The sequence below is a fragment of the Massilia sp. CT11-137 genome, from assembly GCF_047302885.1.
GTDB classification, from domain to species: Bacteria; Pseudomonadota; Gammaproteobacteria; order Burkholderiales; family Burkholderiaceae_D; genus Telluria; species Telluria orientalis.
The window spans coordinates 621,055-640,049 of sequence record NZ_JBKYMP010000002.1; the positions used below are offsets into that span (position 1 = coordinate 621,055).

The 18,995-nt window shown below is 61.1% G+C and carries 9 protein-coding genes, 2 tRNA genes and 4 rRNA genes; 11 read left to right on the forward strand and 4 right to left on the reverse strand.

Features of this window, described 5'->3' with window-relative positions; translation table 11 throughout:
• Positions 1–2 precede the first annotated feature (2 nt).
• Complete coding sequence (locus ACEN98_RS19520; protein WP_413386551.1) at positions 3–1,946, reverse strand: sigma-54-dependent Fis family transcriptional regulator; 1,944 nt, start codon at positions 1,944–1,946, stop codon at positions 3–5.
• 586 nt (positions 1,947–2,532) lie between these two features.
• On the opposite strand from ACEN98_RS19520, the gene ACEN98_RS19525 reads away from it, so the two are divergent.
• The 5 genes from ACEN98_RS19525 to rrf all read left to right on the forward strand — a co-directional run bounded on the left by ACEN98_RS19525 (position 2,533) and on the right by rrf (position 7,659).
• A 16S ribosomal RNA gene (locus ACEN98_RS19525) occupies positions 2,533–4,061 on the forward strand.
• An 81-nt stretch (positions 4,062–4,142) separates the two neighbouring features.
• Positions 4,143–4,219, forward strand: a tRNA-Ile gene (locus ACEN98_RS19530).
• A gap of 11 nt (positions 4,220–4,230) precedes the next feature.
• Positions 4,231–4,306: transfer RNA gene (locus ACEN98_RS19535), tRNA-Ala, on the forward strand.
• Between the two features lie 221 nt (positions 4,307–4,527).
• Positions 4,528–7,420: ribosomal RNA gene (locus tag ACEN98_RS19540) — 23S ribosomal RNA — on the forward strand.
• A 126-nt stretch (positions 7,421–7,546) separates the two neighbouring features.
• Positions 7,547–7,659: ribosomal RNA gene (gene rrf / locus ACEN98_RS19545) — 5S ribosomal RNA — on the forward strand.
• Together the 16S, 23S and 5S rRNA genes with 2 tRNA genes alongside form the textbook arrangement of a ribosomal RNA operon.
• Positions 7,660–7,776: 117 nt before the next feature.
• On the opposite strand, the gene ACEN98_RS19550 is transcribed toward rrf, so the two are convergent.
• Positions 7,777–8,196 (reverse strand): hypothetical protein, encoded by a 420-nt coding sequence (locus tag ACEN98_RS19550; protein ID WP_413386552.1) that lies wholly within the window; start codon positions 8,194–8,196, stop codon positions 7,777–7,779.
• A 34-nt stretch (positions 8,197–8,230) separates the two neighbouring features.
• Entirely contained in the window at positions 8,231–8,677 is a 447-nt protein-coding gene (locus ACEN98_RS19555) for a VOC family protein (RefSeq protein WP_413386553.1), read from the reverse strand.
• A gap of 200 nt (positions 8,678–8,877) precedes the next feature.
• On the opposite strand from ACEN98_RS19555, the gene ACEN98_RS19560 reads away from it, so the two are divergent.
• The gene (locus ACEN98_RS19560) at positions 8,878–11,793 is read left to right on the forward strand and encodes a glycosyl hydrolase 115 family protein (RefSeq protein WP_413386554.1); all 2,916 of its coding nucleotides are present in this window, start codon (positions 8,878–8,880) and stop codon (positions 11,791–11,793) included.
• On the opposite strand, the gene ACEN98_RS19565 is transcribed toward ACEN98_RS19560, so the two are convergent.
• On the reverse strand, positions 11,756–12,763 hold the full coding sequence (locus ACEN98_RS19565; protein ID WP_413386555.1) for a YeiH family protein: 1,008 nt from the start codon (positions 12,761–12,763) through the stop codon (positions 11,756–11,758). The two genes, ACEN98_RS19560 and ACEN98_RS19565, sit on opposite strands and share 38 nt — an antisense overlap.
• A 93-nt stretch (positions 12,764–12,856) precedes the next feature.
• Here ACEN98_RS19565 and ACEN98_RS19570 point away from each other — a divergent pair, with 93 nt between their 5' ends.
• From ACEN98_RS19570 to ACEN98_RS19590, 5 genes are all read left to right on the forward strand, one after another.
• The gene (locus ACEN98_RS19570; protein WP_413386556.1) at positions 12,857–13,738 is read left to right on the forward strand and encodes a LysR substrate-binding domain-containing protein; all 882 of its coding nucleotides are present in this window, start codon (positions 12,857–12,859) and stop codon (positions 13,736–13,738) included.
• Positions 13,739–13,843: 105 nt separating this feature from the next.
• Positions 13,844–15,274 (forward strand): aldehyde dehydrogenase family protein, encoded by a 1,431-nt coding sequence (locus tag ACEN98_RS19575; RefSeq protein ID WP_413386558.1) that lies wholly within the window; start codon positions 13,844–13,846, stop codon positions 15,272–15,274.
• On the forward strand, positions 15,258–16,175 hold the full coding sequence (locus ACEN98_RS19580; RefSeq protein WP_413386559.1) for an AraC family transcriptional regulator N-terminal domain-containing protein: 918 nt from the start codon (positions 15,258–15,260) through the stop codon (positions 16,173–16,175). Before ACEN98_RS19575 ends, ACEN98_RS19580 begins: the two co-directional genes overlap by 17 nt.
• Before the next feature lie 8 nt (positions 16,176–16,183).
• Entirely contained in the window at positions 16,184–17,029 is an 846-nt protein-coding gene (locus ACEN98_RS19585) for an alpha/beta fold hydrolase (protein ID WP_413386560.1), read from the forward strand.
• A gap of 380 nt (positions 17,030–17,409) precedes the next feature.
• Positions 17,410–18,938 (forward strand): 16S ribosomal RNA (locus tag ACEN98_RS19590).
• Positions 18,939–18,995: the final 57 nt, after the last annotated feature.

Below are 18,995 nucleotides of genomic sequence, written 5' to 3' on the forward strand. Positions count from 1 at the left end.
ATTCATGGGGAGGTCTTCAGATGCGGCAGCTTGCGGTAAATGGTGTTGCGCGAGACGCCCAGCGCGCGTGCCGTCGCCGACACGTTGCCGCCGTTCGCCTCGAGCGACTTGAGGATCGCGGCCAGTTCCATCTCTTCGAGATTGGCGCCGGACGCGATCATCTGCTGGGCGGCGGGCGCGCTCGCGGGCGCGGCGTCGGGCGCCTCCGCGATGTCGTCCAGGAAGTCGTCCGGCATGTGGCGCAGGCCGATTTCTTCCTCGTCGCCGGCCATGATCGCGGCGGTGCGCAGGAGGTTCGTCAGCTGGCGGAAGTTGCCCGGCCATTTGTGGCGCTTGAACAGCCGCAGTACCTCGTCGGAGATCGTGTGCGTGCCGCCCGTTTCGTTCTCCACAGAGAGGATTTTTCGCACCACCGTTTCGAGGTCGGTGCGCTCGCGCAGCGGCGGCAGTTTTACCACGAGGCCGTTCAGGCGGTAATACAGGTCTTCGCGGAACAGGCCCTCGGCGATGCGGCGGCGCAGGTTGTGGTTCGTCGCACAGATCACTTCCACGTTCACCGGGATCGACTTGCCGCTGCCGAGCGGGGTAACCATCCGTTCCTGCAGCACGCGCAGCAGGCGGGCCTGCAGCGGATAGGGCATGTCGCCGATCTCATCGAGGAACAGCGTGCCGCCGTTCGCTTGCAGGATCTTGCCGACCGCCCCCTTCTTGCGCGCGCCGGTGAACGCGCCGTCCTCGTAGCCGAACAGCTCCGATTCGATCAGCGTCTCGGGAATCGACGCGCAGTTCACGGCGACGAACGGCCCTTGCGCGCGCGGCGAATCGTTGTGGATGGCCTGGGCCAGCAATTCCTTGCCGGTGCCCGTCTCGCCCATGATCATGATCGGCACGTCGCGCCCGAGCACGCGGTTGACCTTGTCGATGACCTGCTCGAGCTGCGGGTCGCCCGTGTTCAGGTAGCGCAGGCCGGACAGGCGCCGCGTGGGTGCCTTCGCGGGCACCTGTGCGATGGGCGCCATCTGCGTCGCATCGTCGAACGCGCCGGTGAGCACGTGCACGCCGTTCGTCAGCCGCAGTTCCGCCCGGCCGCGCACGCGCACGCCGTTGTGCATGCACAGGTCGAGCAGGCCGGGTGCCGCCGTGCGGTAGTGATCGTACAGGGCGGAGACGGGAAGGCCGAACAGGGAGCTGAACGTATGGGCCTGCAGTGCGGGATACGAGAGGCCCAGCTGGAACAGGCCGTTGCGGTTGGCGGCAAGGAAGCGGCCGCCCGGGCTGAACGACGCGATCCCTTCCATCAGCGTGCCGATGAATTCGGGGCGCGTGTGGAAGTGCAGGGTGATCGCGTTTTCGAACGTCGCCGCGAACAGCTGGTTCTCGATCATCAGCGCGGACATGCGCACGAGGGCCATCGTGTGCTTGTGAAAGCTGCGCCGGTCGCCGCTGACGTCCAGCACGCCGACCACGTTGCCGCGGTGGTCGGTGATCGGTGCCGCGGAGCAGGTCAGGAAGTGGTTCGCGGAGAGGAAGTGCTGGTCCGCATGGATCGTCGTCGGCACCCGTTCCGCGATCGCGGTGCCGATCGCGTTCGTGCCCTTGCTCTCCTCGGACCAGGCGACGCCCGCCGTCAGCGCGACGCGGTTGGCCTTTTCGAGGAAGTCGGCGTCGCCCAGCGAATGCACGATCACGCCCTGCGCATCCGTCAGCAAGACCATGTTGTGGGTGTTGGCGATCTGCTGGTACAGCGTTTCCATCGCGGGCACCGCGTGGCTGTACAGCAGGCGATTCTGTTCGACCAGATAGGACAGGTCGGTGCCGGATACGGGGGTGAAATCGGGCCGTGAATCGGGACTCAGGCCGAATTGTTCGGAGCGTCGGTGCGAGATCGCGATCATCGTTGCCATGTCGTCGCCGGGGGCGAGCAAGCCTGCGTGTTGATAAGTCATTCCAAGTCTCCTGGTTGGCCCTGGACCGCGGCTCTATATTGGGAATCGACTGTTCATAAATGTAGCACCTGTACCTGAACGGAACAATCAGGCGTGTAAATATGCTCCGTTTTATTGATGCTTTGTTTTATGCAACACACAGTAAGCAAGCTGGATGCCAGCTTTTTAGGCACTGCAAGACAGGCCTTGCGCAGGTGCCCGCGCGTTTGCTATAGTTCGCGTCCTGCTTCTGCAGCGCACAAAAAGTTTAACTGAATCAACCAGTTAAGCTTGTCAGATCGATTACATCGAGTGTGTTGCAGAAATAGACGAGGGGTTGACGAGTTAAGCGAAACACTGCATAATCTCGTTCCTCTGCTGCTGACGAACAAAACGATTCGCAAGCGCAGCAAGGCAGTACCGAATACAGCTCTTTAACAATCAACAGTCGATAAGTGTGGGCGTTTGATGAAGTGCCAGCATCCTTCGGGGTGCTGAATGCTTAAATTATCAAATGTTCACGCAAAAGAAATACGTTGCTCAGCAATGAGTGACGGTCAGTATTTTGAGTGAGCGATCTGCTACGAAAGTAGCAAAAACAGAGATTAAACTGAAGAGTTTGATCCTGGCTCAGATTGAACGCTGGCGGCATGCTTTACACATGCAAGTCGAACGGCAGCGCGGGGCAACCTGGCGGCGAGTGGCGAACGGGTGAGTAATATATCGGAACGTACCCAAGAGTGGGGGATAACGTAGCGAAAGTTACGCTAATACCGCATACGATCTACGGATGAAAGTGGGGGACCTTCGGGCCTCATGCTCCTGGAGCGGCCGATATCTGATTAGCTAGTTGGTGAGGTAAAGGCTCACCAAGGCGACGATCAGTAGCTGGTCTGAGAGGACGACCAGCCACACTGGGACTGAGACACGGCCCAGACTCCTACGGGAGGCAGCAGTGGGGAATTTTGGACAATGGGCGCAAGCCTGATCCAGCAATGCCGCGTGAGTGAAGAAGGCCTTCGGGTTGTAAAGCTCTTTTGTCAGGGAAGAAACGGCTCAGGCTAATATCCTGGGCTAATGACGGTACCTGAAGAATAAGCACCGGCTAACTACGTGCCAGCAGCCGCGGTAATACGTAGGGTGCAAGCGTTAATCGGAATTACTGGGCGTAAAGCGTGCGCAGGCGGTTTTGTAAGTCTGTCGTGAAAGCCCCGGGCTTAACCTGGGAATTGCGATGGAGACTGCAAGGCTTGAATCTGGCAGAGGGGGGTAGAATTCCACGTGTAGCAGTGAAATGCGTAGAGATGTGGAGGAACACCGATGGCGAAGGCAGCCCCCTGGGTCAAGATTGACGCTCATGCACGAAAGCGTGGGGAGCAAACAGGATTAGATACCCTGGTAGTCCACGCCCTAAACGATGTCTACTAGTTGTCGGGTCTTAATTGACTTGGTAACGCAGCTAACGCGTGAAGTAGACCGCCTGGGGAGTACGGTCGCAAGATTAAAACTCAAAGGAATTGACGGGGACCCGCACAAGCGGTGGATGATGTGGATTAATTCGATGCAACGCGAAAAACCTTACCTACCCTTGACATGTCAGGAACCTCCGAGAGATTGGAGGGTGCCCGAAAGGGAGCCTGAACACAGGTGCTGCATGGCTGTCGTCAGCTCGTGTCGTGAGATGTTGGGTTAAGTCCCGCAACGAGCGCAACCCTTGTCATTAGTTGCTACGAAAGGGCACTCTAATGAGACTGCCGGTGACAAACCGGAGGAAGGTGGGGATGACGTCAAGTCCTCATGGCCCTTATGGGTAGGGCTTCACACGTCATACAATGGTACATACAGAGGGCCGCCAACCCGCGAGGGGGAGCTAATCCCAGAAAGTGTATCGTAGTCCGGATCGCAGTCTGCAACTCGACTGCGTGAAGTTGGAATCGCTAGTAATCGCGGATCAGCATGCCGCGGTGAATACGTTCCCGGGTCTTGTACACACCGCCCGTCACACCATGGGAGCGGGTTTTACCAGAAGTAGGTAGCTTAACCGCAAGGAGGGCGCTTACCACGGTAGGATTCGTGACTGGGGTGAAGTCGTAACAAGGTAGCCGTATCGGAAGGTGCGGCTGGATCACCTCCTTTCTAGAGTGGCACTGGGAGCTAACGCTCCATCATCAAGCGCCCACGCTTATCGGCTGTTATAAAGTTAAACGAGAACAGTTCGGGTCTGTAGCTCAGTCGGTTAGAGCACCGTGTTGATAACGCGGGGGTCGTTGGTTCGAATCCAACCAGACCCACCAGTTACCAAAATGGGGGATTAGCTCAGCTGGGAGAGCACCTGCTTTGCAAGCAGGGGGTCGTCGGTTCGATCCCGTCATCCTCCACCATTCGACTGTTTAGACTATCTTTATCCAAGACCTGCGTCTTCGATAAGTGTAGTTCTCGTTCTTTAACAATCTGGAAGAAGTAAAGTTTTCTTTAAGCGTGTAGCTAACGAAAGTTGGATGCACACTTAGGGTAGAAAATCTGTATGTATCAACAAACAAAGTAAGCTGAATCCTTGTCGATATGACGCTCCCTGATACTCATGCAGGGGCCAACGTTATAGGGACAAGTGAATAAGTGCACATGGTGGATGCCTTGGCGATTACAGGCGACGAAGGACGTAGTAGCTTGCGATAAGCTGCGGGGAGTGAGCAAACACACTTTGATCCGCAGATTTCCGAATGGGGAAACCCGGCCTTTTAGGTCATTGCATACTGAATACATAGGTATGCAAAGCGAACGCGGCGAACTGAAACATCTAAGTAGCTGCAGGAAAAGAAATCAACCGAGATTCCCAAAGTAGTGGCGAGCGAAATGGGATGAGCCTTGTACGTGATAGTCGATCGAATAGTGGAACAGCCTGGAAATGCTGGCCATAGAGGGTGATAGCCCCTTACACGAAATTCGAACGGTGGTACTAAGCGTACGACAAGTAGGGCGGGACACGAGAAATCCTGTCTGAAGATGGGGGGACCATCCTCCAAGGCTAAATACTCGTAATCGACCGATAGTGAACCAGTACCGTGAGGGAAAGGCGAAAAGAACCCCGGGAGGGGAGTGAAATAGATCCTGAAACCGTGTGCATACAAACAGTCGGAGCCTCTTCGTGGGGTGACGGCGTACCTTTTGTATAATGGGTCAGCGACTTACATTCAGTGGCGAGGTTAACCGAATAGGGGAGCCGTAGAGAAATCGAGTCCGAACAGGGCGACAGTCGCTGGGTGTAGACCCGAAACCAGGTGATCTACCCATGGCCAGGATGAAGGTGCGGTAACACGCCCTGGAGGTCCGAACCCACTAATGTTGAAAAATTAGGGGATGAGCTGTGGGTAGGGGTGAAAGGCTAAACAAACCTGGAAATAGCTGGTTCTCTCCGAAAACTATTTAGGTAGTGCCTCAAGTATCACCATCGGGGGTAGAGCACTGTTATGGCTAGGGGGTCATTGCGACTTACCAAACCATTGCAAACTCCGAATACCGATGAGTGCGAGCTTGGGAGACAGACGTCGGGTGCTAACGTCCGGCGTCAAGAGGGAAACAACCCAGACCGCCAGCTAAGGTCCCAAAGATTGGCTAAGTGGAAAACGAAGTGGGAAGGCTAAAACAGTCAGGATGTTGGCTTAGAAGCAGCCATCATTTAAAGAAAGCGTAATAGCTCACTGATCGAGTCGTCCTGCGCGGAAGATGTAACGGGGCTAAGCCAGTCACCGAAGCTGCGGATATGTTTCTTAGTATTTATACTTTGATCCATATGGTAGGAGAGCGTTCCGTAAGCCTGAGAAGGTGTCTTGTAAAGGATGCTGGAGGTATCGGAAGTGCGAATGCTGACATGAGTAGCGATAAAGAGGGTGAAAAGCCCTCTCGCCGAAAGCCCAAGGTTTCCTGTTCAACGTTCATCGGAGCAGGGTGAGTCGGCCCCTAAGGCGAGGCAGAGATGCGTAGCTGATGGGAAGCAGGTTAATATTCCTGCACCGTCGTATGATGCGATGGGGGGACGGATCGCGGAAGGTTGTCCAACTGTTGGAATAGTTGGTTCTTGACTCATAGAAGGCGCTTAGGCAAATCCGGGCGCGTAATTCAAGGGGTCGAGACGTGTGTCCTTGTGACACGAAGCAATCGGAAGTGGTTCCAAGAAAAGCCTCTAAGCTTCAGTCATACGAGACCGTACCGCAAACCGACACAGGTGGGCGAGATGAGTATTCTAAGGCGCTTGAGAGAACTCGGGAGAAGGAACTCGGCAAATTGGTACCGTAACTTCGGGATAAGGTACGCCCCGGTAGCTTGAATGGTTTACTCCATGAGGGTGAAAGGGTTGCAATAAACTGGTGGCTGCGACTGTTTAATAAAAACACAGCACTCTGCAAACACGAAAGTGGACGTATAGGGTGTGACGCCTGCCCGGTGCTGGAAGATTAAATGATGGGGTGCAAGCTCTTGATTGAAGTCCCAGTAAACGGCGGCCGTAACTATAACGGTCCTAAGGTAGCGAAATTCCTTGTCGGGTAAGTTCCGACCTGCACGAATGGCGTAACGATGGCCACACTGTCTCCTCCCGAGACTCAGCGAAGTTGAAATGTTTGTGATGATGCAATCTACCCGCGGCTAGACGGAAAGACCCCATGAACCTTTACTGTAGCTTTGCATTGGACTTTGAACCAATCTGTGTAGGATAGGTGGGAGGCTTTGAAGCGGGGACGCCAGTTCTCGTGGAGCCAACCTTGAAATACCACCCTGGTTCGTTTGAGGTTCTAACCTTGGCCCGTGATCCGGGTCGGGGACAGTGCATGGTAGGCAGTTTGACTGGGGCGGTCTCCTCCTAAAGTGTAACGGAGGAGTTCGAAGGTACGCTAGGTACGGTCGGACATCGTGCTAATAGTGCAATGGCATAAGCGTGCTTAACTGCGAGACCGACAAGTCGAGCAGGTACGAAAGTAGGACATAGTGATCCGGTGGTTCTGTATGGAAGGGCCATCGCTCAACGGATAAAAGGTACTCTGGGGATAACAGGCTGATTCCTCCCAAGAGTTCATATCGACGGGGGAGTTTGGCACCTCGATGTCGGCTCATCACATCCTGGGGCTGTAGCCGGTCCCAAGGGTATGGCTGTTCGCCATTTAAAGTGGTACGTGAGCTGGGTTTAAAACGTCGTGAGACAGTTTGGTCCCTATCTGCCGTGGGCGTTGGAAATTTGAAGGGGGCTGCTCCTAGTACGAGAGGACCGGAGTGGACGAACCTCTGGTGTACCGGTTGTCACGCCAGTGGCATTGCCGGGTAGCTAAGTTCGGAAGAGATAACCGCTGAAAGCATCTAAGCGGGAAACTCGCCTTGAGATGAGATTTCCCGGAGCCTTGAGCTCCTTGAAGGGTCGTTCGAGACCAGGACGTTGATAGGTCAGGTGTGGAAGTGCAGTAATGCATTAAGCTAACTGATACTAATTGCCCGTACGGCTTGTCCCTATAACCTTGGCAGTCATTGCCAATGCAAGGGTTCAGCTGTTTGTTGAGACAACAGATTACGAAAACTGCTTCTTCCGGATTCAGAGTGACGCATGCACTATGCAAGCGGCACTCGTACAAGTTATGCCTGATGACCATAGCAAGTCTGTACCACCCCTTCCCATCCCGAACAGGACCGTGAAAAGACTCTGCGCCGATGATAGTGCTGCAACCAGTGTGAAAGTAGGTTATCGTCAGGCTAGTTATTAAGAAAACCCCGTCGAGTGATCTCGACGGGGTTTTTTGTTTTGGAAAAACGAAGCCCGCTCGCCCGGATTGGCACTGCCAATCCTCGCTCTGAGCGGGCTTTTTGCTTTTCAGCGCGGCGCCAGCATCGCCCAGATCAGCACCATCCCGACGATAAACGGAATCCAGAGCATCCGGCGAACCCGCACCGATAGCCAGTACAGCGCCAGCATGGCGAGAACGGGCACATTGTTGTCGAGTTTACGAATCAACAGCAGCGCAACGACGCCCTGCAGCGTGACCGCATACCACGCCATGCGGCCGGCCGTGCGGACGCTGTTGCCCCGGCTTGCGTCGCGGTCGTCATAGGTGGCCAGGATGCCGAGCGCCAGCGGGATGGAGTCGGGCGATGCGTCCTCGCCCATGCGGCCCTGGCGCAGATTGACCAGGTAGCGGCCGGATGCGCCCGGGGCCGGGCACAACTCGATTTCACAATGGACGATGCTGTCTTTTTGTCGCCGGACCAGGCTCGCCGTTCTGGTCAGTTTCACGCATCGCCCGCGGGGTCATGTGGAATCTTGCATTCTATGCATCGTTGCTCTGCCGGTAAACGTGCAGACGTGCGGCGATGGGATGGTCCGGCCGCAGCTGCAGCAGGTCCCACAGGTTGCCGTACAGGTCCGCGAACACGGCCACGGTGCCGTAGTTCTCTTCCTTCGGATCGCGCACGAAGTGCACGCCATGCCCGCGCAGGCGTTCGTAATCGCGCCAGAAATCGTCGGTGTTCAGGAACAGGAAGACGCGGCCACCGGCCTGGTTGCCGGCGAACGGCACCTGTTCCGGCTTCGATGCCTTGGCCAGGAGCAGGGTGGTGCCGGCGCCGCCCGGGGGCGCCACCACGACCCAGCGCTTGTCCTGCGCCGGCTGGTACGTGTCGTCCAGCAGCTCGAAACCGAGTTTGCCGACGTAGAAATCGATGGCTTCGTCGTAGTCGCGCACGACCAGGGCGATGTGGACGATGGCTTGGCGCATAGGGACCCCTTTGTTGTTTATTGGCTAAATAGAAGTGTAGCAGCCGTTTGACCGGCACCCCGGCTGTCGGTAGACTCGAATGATTGCGCTACCAAAAATAACGATAAAGCAATGTTTTATAACATCCGGGGGCCGTCGGTCATTCAACGGAGGAGACGTTCATGCAGCGAAGTACAAGTAGGGATGTATGGCGACGCCTTGTGACGGCAGTGGCGGGATTGCTGATCGCAGGCCAGGCCCACGCCATCGGCACGGCGCGGTTCGTCGACACGGAGGGCAAGGCCGGCGTGGCGCTGGTCCAGGCCGGACGTGCCGCGCCCATCGTCGTCGGCACGGACGAGTATCCCGGCGTGCTGCGCGCGGCGCGCGACCTGCAGCGCGACATCGGCAGCGTGACGGGCAAGACGCCGCAATGGCAGGTCGACCGTCCGGCGGCGTCGGGCGACGTGATCATCGTGGGCACGCTCGGGCGCCATGGCCTGATCGACCGCCTCGCGCAACAGGGCAAGATCGACACGCGTGCGCTGGCCGGCCAGTGGGAAGGCTTCGTCATCCAGGCGGTCGCGGACCCGATGCCCGGTGTGCAGCGCGCCCTGGTCATCGCTGGCAGCGACAAGCGCGGCACGATCTACGGGATCTATACCCTGTCGGAACAGATCGGCGTCTCGCCCTGGTACTGGTGGGCCGACGTGCCGGTCGTGCATCACCGCTCGCTCAGCGTGCCGCTCGACACGCGCATCATGGAAAAACCGACCGTCCAGTACCGCGGCCTGTTCCTCAACGACGAGGCGCCCGTGCTGACCAATTGGGCGAAGGAGCGCTTCGGCGGCTTCAATCACAAGTTCTACGAAAAGCTGTTCGAACTGATGCTCCGCATGCGCGCCAATTACCTGTGGCCGGCCATGTGGTACTCGTCGTTCTATGACGACGACAAGGAAAATGGCAAGCTCGCCGACACGATGGGTATCGTGATGGGCACGTCCCACCACGAACCGATGATGAGGGCGCAGCAGGAGTGGAAGCGCTACGGCAAGGGGCCGTGGGATTACCACCGCAACGGCGAGGTGCTGCGCGAATTCTGGGCGCAGGGCCTGCGCAATACGCGCGATTACGAAAAGGTGATCACGATGGCGATGCGCGGCGACGGCGACGAGCCGATGTCGGAAGACGCCAACGTCGACCTGTTGCAGCAGATCGTCCGCGACCAGCGCGCGATCATCAGGAAGGAGCTCGGCCAGGAACCGGAGAAGGTGCCGCAGTTGTGGGCCCTCTACAAGGAAGTGCAGGACTATTACGAGAAGGGCATGCGCGTCCCGGACGACATGCTGCTGCTCTGGTGCGACGACAACTGGGGCAATATCCGCCGCCTGCCTACCGCCGAGGAACGCAAGCGCAGCGGCGGCGCCGGCGTTTACTACCATTTCGATTATGTCGGCGGTCCCCGCTCGTACAAATGGTTGAACGTGACCCAGATCGCCAAGGTGTGGGAGCAGATGAACCTCGCGAACGAGTATGGCGCGAACCGGCTGTGGGTCGTCAACGTGGGCGACCTGAAGCCGATGGAGGTGCCGACCGAATTCTTCATGGCGTATGCGTGGAACCCGCAAGCGTGGCCGGCGGAGCGGTTGCCCGAGTACCTGCGTGCCTGGGCCACCCGTGAATTCGGCGCGGCGCATGCGGAAGACATCGCGTCCATCGTCGACAAGTACACGCGCTACAACGCGCGGCGCCATCCGGAACAGCTGGAGCCCGAGACCTACAGCCTCACCAACTACGATGAGGCGGAGCACGTCGTCGCGGACTACAACGCGCTCGCCGACGAAGCGGTGCGCGTCGGCCGCACGCTGCCCGCGAACATGCGCGACGCCTACTTCCAGCTCGTGGAGTATCCCGTGCGCGCGTCCGCGAATGCGCTCGACATGTACGTGTCGACCGGCCTCAATCGCCTGTACGCACGCCAGGGCCGCGTGACGACGAACGACATGGCGGCGCGCGTGCGCCAGCTGTTCCAGCGCGACGCTGATCTCGCGAATCAATACCAGCGCGAGATCAGCGGCGGCAAATGGAATCACATGATGTCGCAGACGCGTTTCGGCTACACCAACTGGGACCAGCCCTACCGCGACGTGATGCCGGCCGTGTCGGAGCTGCGCGTTCCCGCGCCCGGCCAGCTGGCGGCGCCGAACGGCATTCACCCGTCCGACCAGATGGGCGTCGCGGTGCAGGGCGACGCCATCGCCTGGCCCGTTTTCCCGATCCGCCAGCTCGTCTTGCCGCCGCTGGACGTCTTCGAAAAGCAGCCGCGTCATCTGGAGCTGTTCAACCGGAGCGCCCAGCCGTTCGACTATGCCATCACGGCGAGCCATCCGTGGATCCGCCTGAGTCACAAGGCCGGCCGCGTGAGCAAGGAGCAGCGCATCGTCGTCGACGTGGACTGGAGCGCGGTCCCCGCCGGCACCACGGTGGCATCGCTGACGATCAGCGGTCCGGCCAAGGCGCAGGTCGAGGTCAAGGTGCCCGTGCACAAACCGGCCGGCCTGGCGCCCGATACGGCGCGGGGTCACGTGGAAACGCAGGGCGTCGTCGCGATCGAGGCGGAGCATTACACTCGCGCGCTGGCGCCATCCGGCCGGCAGTGGCTGAGGATTCCCGGCTATGGCCGCACGCTGTCCGGCATGACCACTTTGCCGGTCGCGGCGGACGCGCTGAAGGTCGCGGATGGCATGCGGCTCGAGTACGAGGTGCACCTGTTCACCGCCGGTGAGCTGAAACTGCAGGCCGTCCTCGGACCGACGCTCAAGTTCCAGCCGGGCGCGGGCTTCCGTTACGCCGTCTCGATCGACGACGAGGCGCCGCAGGTGGTCAACGTCCATGCGGACGGTTCCGAACGCCACTGGAGCAAGATCGTCTCGGACGGCGTCGCGCAGTTCGTCACCACGCATCGTGTCGCACGCCCCGGCCGCCACACGGTGAAGTTCTGGGCGCTCGATCCGGGTCTCGTGCTGCAACGCCTTGTCATCGATGCGGGCGGGCTGCGGCCCAGTTATCTCGGGCCGCTCGAAAGCCCGTACTATCCGGTCACCGGATCCCCAGCAGCGCAATCAGCCCCCAACTGATCGCGCCCAGCCCGACCAGCGACACGACGACGGTCGCCGTCACGTTGCCGCCCGCGCGCAGTACGGCGCGGGCGTCGACGCCGAGGCCGAGGGCCGCCATCGACATGCTGGTCAGCCAGCCCGAGGCCACGTGCGCCGGTTCGAGTACGACGGCCGGCAGGGCATCGACGGACCGTAGCGTCATCAGCGCGAGAAAGCCGACGATGAACCACGGGACGAGTTGCGCCAGCGGCAGCGCGCCGCGGCGCGCGCCGTCGCGCCGGAACAGCGCCAGCCCGAGCACGACGGGTCCCAGCATCAGCACCCGCACCAGTTTTACCAGCGTCCCGATGTGCAGGCTCGCCTGCGACACGGGCGCCGCCGCGGCCAGCACCTGCGGCACGGCATACACGGTCATGCCGGCGAAGATGCCGTACTGGAGGGGCGTCAGCCCGAGGACCCGCTCGAGCAGCGGCAGCACGAGCACGACGACGACGCCCAGCACCGCCGTGAACGCGATCGACGACGCGACGTCCTTGCCCTGCGCATCGATGACCGGCGCGACGGCGGCGATGGCCGAGTTCCCGCAGATCGAATTCCCGCACGCGACCAGCACGGCCATCTCGTGCGGCAGCCGCAGCAGCCGGCCGACGGTGTAGCTGAATGCGATCGCGAGGACGACCGACAGCGCGATCCCGCCCAGCAGCGGCAGCCCGTGCGCGGCGATCGCGCCGGCGCTGATGGATGCACCGAGCAGCATCACGGCCAGTTCGAGGACGACCTTGGCGGAAAAGCGCACGCCGGCTTCGCACGCGGCGGGGACGGTCGCGACGGTGCGAACCAGGCTCCCCAGCAGGATGGCCAGGACGAGGCTTTCGAGCCATGCGCGGCCGAAGAGGGCGGTCTCGCCGCGCTCCAGCAGGACGGCGGCGCCCGTGACGGCGGCACTCAGCGCGATCCCCGGAATGAGCGTGAAGATCTTATTATTCATGGTGTTCTCCTGGTTCGAGCCCGCAGTATCGGCTCGACAGGATCGTTCGGTCCATCTTAAAATTTCGCACAGATCATTCACTTCAATCGAACGATGACCCTCGACCAGCTCCGCATCTTCGTCGCCGTCGCCGAACGCCAGCATCTGACGCAGGCGGCGAATGTCCTCGCGCTGACACCGTCCGCCGTCAGCGCATCGCTGCGCGCGCTGGAAGAGCGTTACGGCACGCCGTTGTTCGACCGGGTCGGGCGGCGCATCGAAGTCAATGCCGCCGGCCGCATCTTCCTCGAGGAGGCGCGCGCCACGCTGGCCCGCGCGGCCGGCGCCGAACGCGTGCTCGTCGAACTGGCCGGGCTGGCGCGCGGTGTACTCGCGCTGCAGGCCAGCCAGACGATCGCCAGCTACTGGCTGCCGCCGCTGCTCGTGCGCTTTCGCGAGACGCATCCGCAGATCGACGTGAGGCTGGACGTCGGCAATACGCAGTCCGTGGCGGACGCGGTGCGCGAGGGCGCGGCCGATCTCGGACTCGTGGAGGGCGGCATCGACGATGCGGCGCTGGTCGCGGAGCGCATCGGCCAGGACCGCATGGCCATCGTCGTCGCGCCCGGCCATCCGTGGGTACGCAAGCGCAGGCTCGCCGCCGCCGACCTGCAGGCTGCCCGCTGGATCATGCGCGAGCCGGGATCGGGCACGCGGTCCGCGCTCGAAGAGATGCTGGCGGCGCAGGGCGTCGACCTGGCCGCGCTGCAGGTCGCCCTGACCCTGCCGTCCAACGAGGCCGTGCGCGCGGCCGTGATGAGCGCGGGCTTCGTGGCCGTCTTGTCGGAACTGGTCGCGGCGCCGTACATCGCGGCGGGTTTGCTCGCCAAGGTGCGCGTGGACCTGCCGCCGCGCGACTTTTTCCTGCTGCGCCACCGCGAACGCTATCGCAGCCGCGCGGCGCAGGCGTTCGAGGCGCTGGTGCGCACTGCCTGATCCGCGCCAGATCGGCAGGATCGGGCAATCCTTCGTCAGTATCCTGCTACCGCCGGGCGGGCCCGGACTCCTATGATGAATCCATCGTTCACGAGGAGTCCTGCCATGAAAACCATCGATACCATTTATATCAACGGCGCGTTCGTTGCCCCGCACGGGCGCGAGCCGCTCGTCCTGCTCGACCCGGTCACCGAGCGCGAAACGACGACCGTGATCCTGGCCGACGAGGTCGACGCGCAGCGCGCGATCGCAGCGGCGAAGGCGGCGTTGCCGGCCGTGGCGCGCACGACGCGGGAAGAACGCATGGACTGGCTGCAGCGCCTGCACGACGCCGTCGCCGCCGCCGAACAGGACATCGTCGACATCATGGTCGCCGAATACGGCGGCACGACGGCGATGGCGACGGGGACCGCGCGCCGCGCCGCCGCATCGTTCGCGATCGCGCGCCGGCTGCTGGGTGAATATGCCTTCGAGCGCGAGGTCGGCGGGGCGCGCGTGACGATGGTGCCGCATGGCGTCGTCGGGCTGATCACGCCGTGGAATGCGAACATCGGTTTCATCGCGACCAAGCTGTCGATGGCGATCGCCGCCGGCAGCACGGCCGTCGTCAAGCCCAGCGAACTGAGTGCCGCGCAGACGGAGCTCATCACCCGCGTGATGCACGGTGCGGGACTGCCGCCGGGCGTCTTCAATATCGTCACGGGCCGCGGCGACGTCGTCGGCGCGGAGATCACGCGCCACCCCGACATCGCCAAGATCTCGTTCACGGGGTCCACGAGCGTCGGCAAGGCGATCGCGCGCGGCGCCGTCGACACCATGAAACGGGTGACGCTGGAACTGGGCGGCAAATCGCCGACCGTCCTGCTCGACGATGCCGACTTCGCGAAGGCGATGCCGCTGGCGGCGCTGGCCGCCGTGATGAACAGCGGCCAGGCGTGCATCGCGGGCACGCGGCTGCTGGTGCCTGCGAGCCGCGTCGCCGAGGCGCATGCACTGGCGGTGCGCGCGTTCGAGGACCTGGTCGTCGGTCCGACGAACGACCCGCGTGTGAACGTGGGGCCGATGGTCACGCGCAGGCAGTACGAGCGCGTGCAGGACTATATCCGCAAGGGGATCGAGGAGGGCGCGACCCTGCTGGCGGGCGGGCCTGGGCGTCCGGACCGGCTGGAACGGGGCTATTTCGTGCGGCCGACCGTGTTCGGCGACGTCCGCAACGACATGACGATCGCCCGCGACGAGATCTTCGGGCCCGTCCTGTCCATCATCCCGTACCGCGGCGACGACGAGGCGATCGCCATCGCCAACGATACGCCCTATGGCTTGCACGCGTACGTGTTCGGCGCGGACCTGGCGCGCGCGAACCGCGTGGCGGCCGGCATTCAGGCAGGGCGCGTGTTCGTGAATGGATTGTATGATGCACCGGAAGCCCCGTTCGGCGGCTTCAAGCAGTCCGGCCTGGGACGCGAGTTCGGTGTCTTCGGCCTGGAGACCTATCTCGAACCGAAAGCCATCATGGGTCATGACACAGCACTCTGAAACCCGGCTCCTGGACCTCGTCGGGCAGGCGATGCGCGGCGCGGACGCGGGCAACCTCGACCTGGCGACGGGTCTGCCCTGGCTCTGGCTCATACGCCGGCCGGCGCCGACGCCCGCCGGGCGCGGCATCCTGACGCCGTCCGTCTGCCTGCTCGTGCAGGGCGAGAAGGAGATGCTGGTCGGCTCGCAGGTGCTGCGCTACGGCCCCGGGTGTTATGTGCAGGCGGGGGTGGCGATGCCCGTGTCCGGCCAGGTCATACGCGCAACCGATGCGGCGCCGTACTACGGCATCCGCGTCGACATCGACCCGAAGGAGGTGGCGGCGTTCGTGCTGGAGATGCAACTGCAGCTGCCGCTGGCGGACGCCGACCCGCCCGCGATCACGGTCGAACGTGCGGACGATGCGATGCTGGACGTGTTCGTGCGGCTTCTCCGTCTGCTCGACCGGCCGCGCGACCTGCCCGTGCTGGGCCGCCTGCTCAAGCAGGAGCTGATTTATCGTCTCGTAACGGCGCCGGGCGGGGCGACGCTGAGCCGGGGCGTCGTCGGCGGCCAGCGCGAGCGCGCGGTGGGCGAGGCCATACAATGGATCCGCACGCACTACAACGAACCGCTCAGCATCGACGCGCTGGCGCGCACGGTGCACATGAGTCCCTCGGTACTGCACCGCCGCTTCAAGGCCGCCACCGTGATGAGTCCTTTGCAGTACCAGAAGCAGGTGCGGCTGCTCGAGGCGCGCAAGATGCTGATGAGCGGCGACGTCGAGGCGGCCAGTGTCGCCTACGAGGTGGGCTATGAAAGCCCGTCGCAGTTCAGCCGCGAGTACCGCCGCCTGTTCGGCGCGCCGCCGTTGAAGGATGCGGAGCAGTTGCGGCGACAGCCCGTCGGCGCACAACCGTAGGAGTCGAGATGACGGAAACAGACCTGGCACTGGATGACGGGCGCACGCTGCACGTTTACGCGCAGGAGAGTGGCCGCCCGGCGGTTTTCTGGCTGCACGGGACGCCGAACATCGGTCTGCCGCCCGAGCCGCTGTTTGCCGACGCCGCCAGTCTGGGGCTGCGCTGGATCGGCTACGACCGCCCTGGCTATGGCGGCTCGACGCCGCGACCGGGGCGCGATGTCGCGTCGGCTGCCCACGACGTCGCGCGGATCGCCGACCGGCTCGGCATCGGCCGATTCGCTGTTGTCGGCCACTCGGGCGGCGGTCCGCACGCGCTTGGCTGTGCCGCGCTGTTGCCGGACCGCGTTCTGGCTGCCGTCAGCATCGCCGGGCTGGCGCCCTTCGACGCCGCGGGATTCGACTGGTTCGCCGGGATGCGGCCGTCCGGCATCGCGGGCCTGCGCGCCGCGCGGGCGGGCAGGGCGGAGAAGGTCGCGTACGAAGCCGCGTCCCCGGAATTCGATCGGGAATCGTTCATCGCGGCCGACTGGAATGCGTTGGCGGGACCGTGGTCGTGGTTCGATCGTGTCGTCGGGCCGGCGCTGGCGGCCGGGTCCGACGGCCTGATCGATGACGACGTCGCGTATGTCTCGCCGTGGGGTTTTGATTGCGCGCGTATTGCGCGGCCGGTGCTCCTGCTGCACGGCGGGCAGGACCGGATGGTGCCGACGTCGCATGCCGAATGGCTGGCGCGTCACTGTCCTTCGGCCGTGTCGTGGCTGCAGCCCGAAGATGGTCATATCTCCATATTGAGTGCGGCACCGCGTGCGCTGGCGTGGCTGAAACAGCATGCCGCGGCGCCGGCAATTTGATTGCGGCTGAGCTTGCAAGGTTGCGGGGCGGTTGCTATACTGCGCGTCCGCTTCACGGCACGGTCGAAATCCAGAGGAAATCGACGCCGCGAAGCGAAAAAAGAAGTTGACGAACATCGCGAAACACTGCATAATCTCGCTTCTCTGCTGCTGACGAACAAAACGATTCGCAAGCGCAGCAAGGCAGTACCGAATACAGCTCTTTAACAATCAACAGTCGATAAGTGTGGGCGTTTGATGAAGTGCCAGCAGCCGCGTAAGTGGCTGCTGAATGCTTAAATTATCAAATGTTCACACAAAAGAAATACGTTGCTCAGCAATGAGTAACGGTCAGTATTTTGAGTGAGCGATCTGCTACGAAAGTAGCAAAAACAGAGATTAAACTGAAGAGTTTGATCCTGGCTCAGATTGAACGCTGGCGGCATGCTTTACACATGCAAGTCGAACGGCAGCGCGGGGCAACCTGGCGGCGAGTGGCGAACGGGTGAGTAATATATCGGAACGTACCCAAGAGTGGGGGATAACGTAGCGAAAGTTACGCTAATACCGCATACGATCCAAGGATGAAAGTGGGGGACCTTCGGGCCTCATGCTCCTGGAGCGGCCGATATCTGATTAGCTAGTTGGTGAGGTAAAGGCTCACCAAGGCGACGATCAGTAGCTGGTCTGAGAGGACGACCAGCCACACTGGGACTGAGACACGGCCCAGACTCCTACGGGAGGCAGCAGTGGGGAATTTTGGACAATGGGCGCAAGCCTGATCCAGCAATGCCGCGTGAGTGAAGAAGGCCTTCGGGTTGTAAAGCTCTTTTGTCAGGGAAGAAACGGCTCAGGCTAATATCCTGGGCTAATGACGGTACCTGAAGAATAAGCACCGGCTAACTACGTGCCAGCAGCCGCGGTAATACGTAGGGTGCAAGCGTTAATCGGAATTACTGGGCGTAAAGCGTGCGCAGGCGGTTTTGTAAGTCTGTCGTGAAAGCCCCGGGCTTAACCTGGGAATTGCGATGGAGACTGCAAGGCTTGAATCTGGCAGAGGGGGGTAGAATTCCACGTGTAGCAGTGAAATGCGTAGAGATGTGGAGGAACACCGATGGCGAAGGCAGCCCCCTGGGTCAAGATTGACGCTCATGCACGAAAGCGTGGGGAGCAAACAGGATTAGATACCCTGGTAGTCCACGCCCTAAACGATGTCTACTAGTTGTCGGGTCTTAATTGACTTGGTAACGCAGCTAACGCGTGAAGTAGACCGCCTGGGGAGTACGGTCGCAAGATTAAAACTCAAAGGAATTGACGGGGACCCGCACAAGCGGTGGATGATGTGGATTAATTCGATGCAACGCGAAAAACCTTACCTACCCTTGACATGTCAGGAACCTCCGAGAGATTGGAGGGTGCCCGAAAGGGAGCCTGAACACAGGTGCTGCATGGCTGTCGTCAGCTCGTGTCGTGAGATGTTGGGTTAAGTCCCGCAACGAGCGCAACCCTTGTCATTAGTTGCTACGAAAGGGCACTCTAATGAGACTGCCGGTGACAAACCGGAGGAAGGTGGGGATGACGTCAAGTCCTCATGGCCCTTATGGGTAGGGCTTCACACGTCATACAATGGTACATACAGAGGGCCGCCAACCCGCGAGGGGGAGCTAATCCCAGAAAGTGTATCGTAGTCCGGATCGCAGTCTGCAACTCGACTGCGTGAAGTTGGAATCGCTAGTAATCGCGGATCAGCATGCCGCGGTGAATACGTTCCCGGGTCTTGTACACACCGCCCGTCACACCATGGGAGCGGGTTTTACCAGAAGTAGGTAGCTTAACCGCAAGGAGGGCGCTTACCACGGTAGGATTCGTGACTGGGGTGAAGTCGTAACAAGGTAGCCGTATCGGAAGGTGCGGCTGGATCACCTCCTTTCTAGAGTGGCACGGGAGCTAACGCTCCATCATCAAGCGCCTACGCTTATCGACTGTT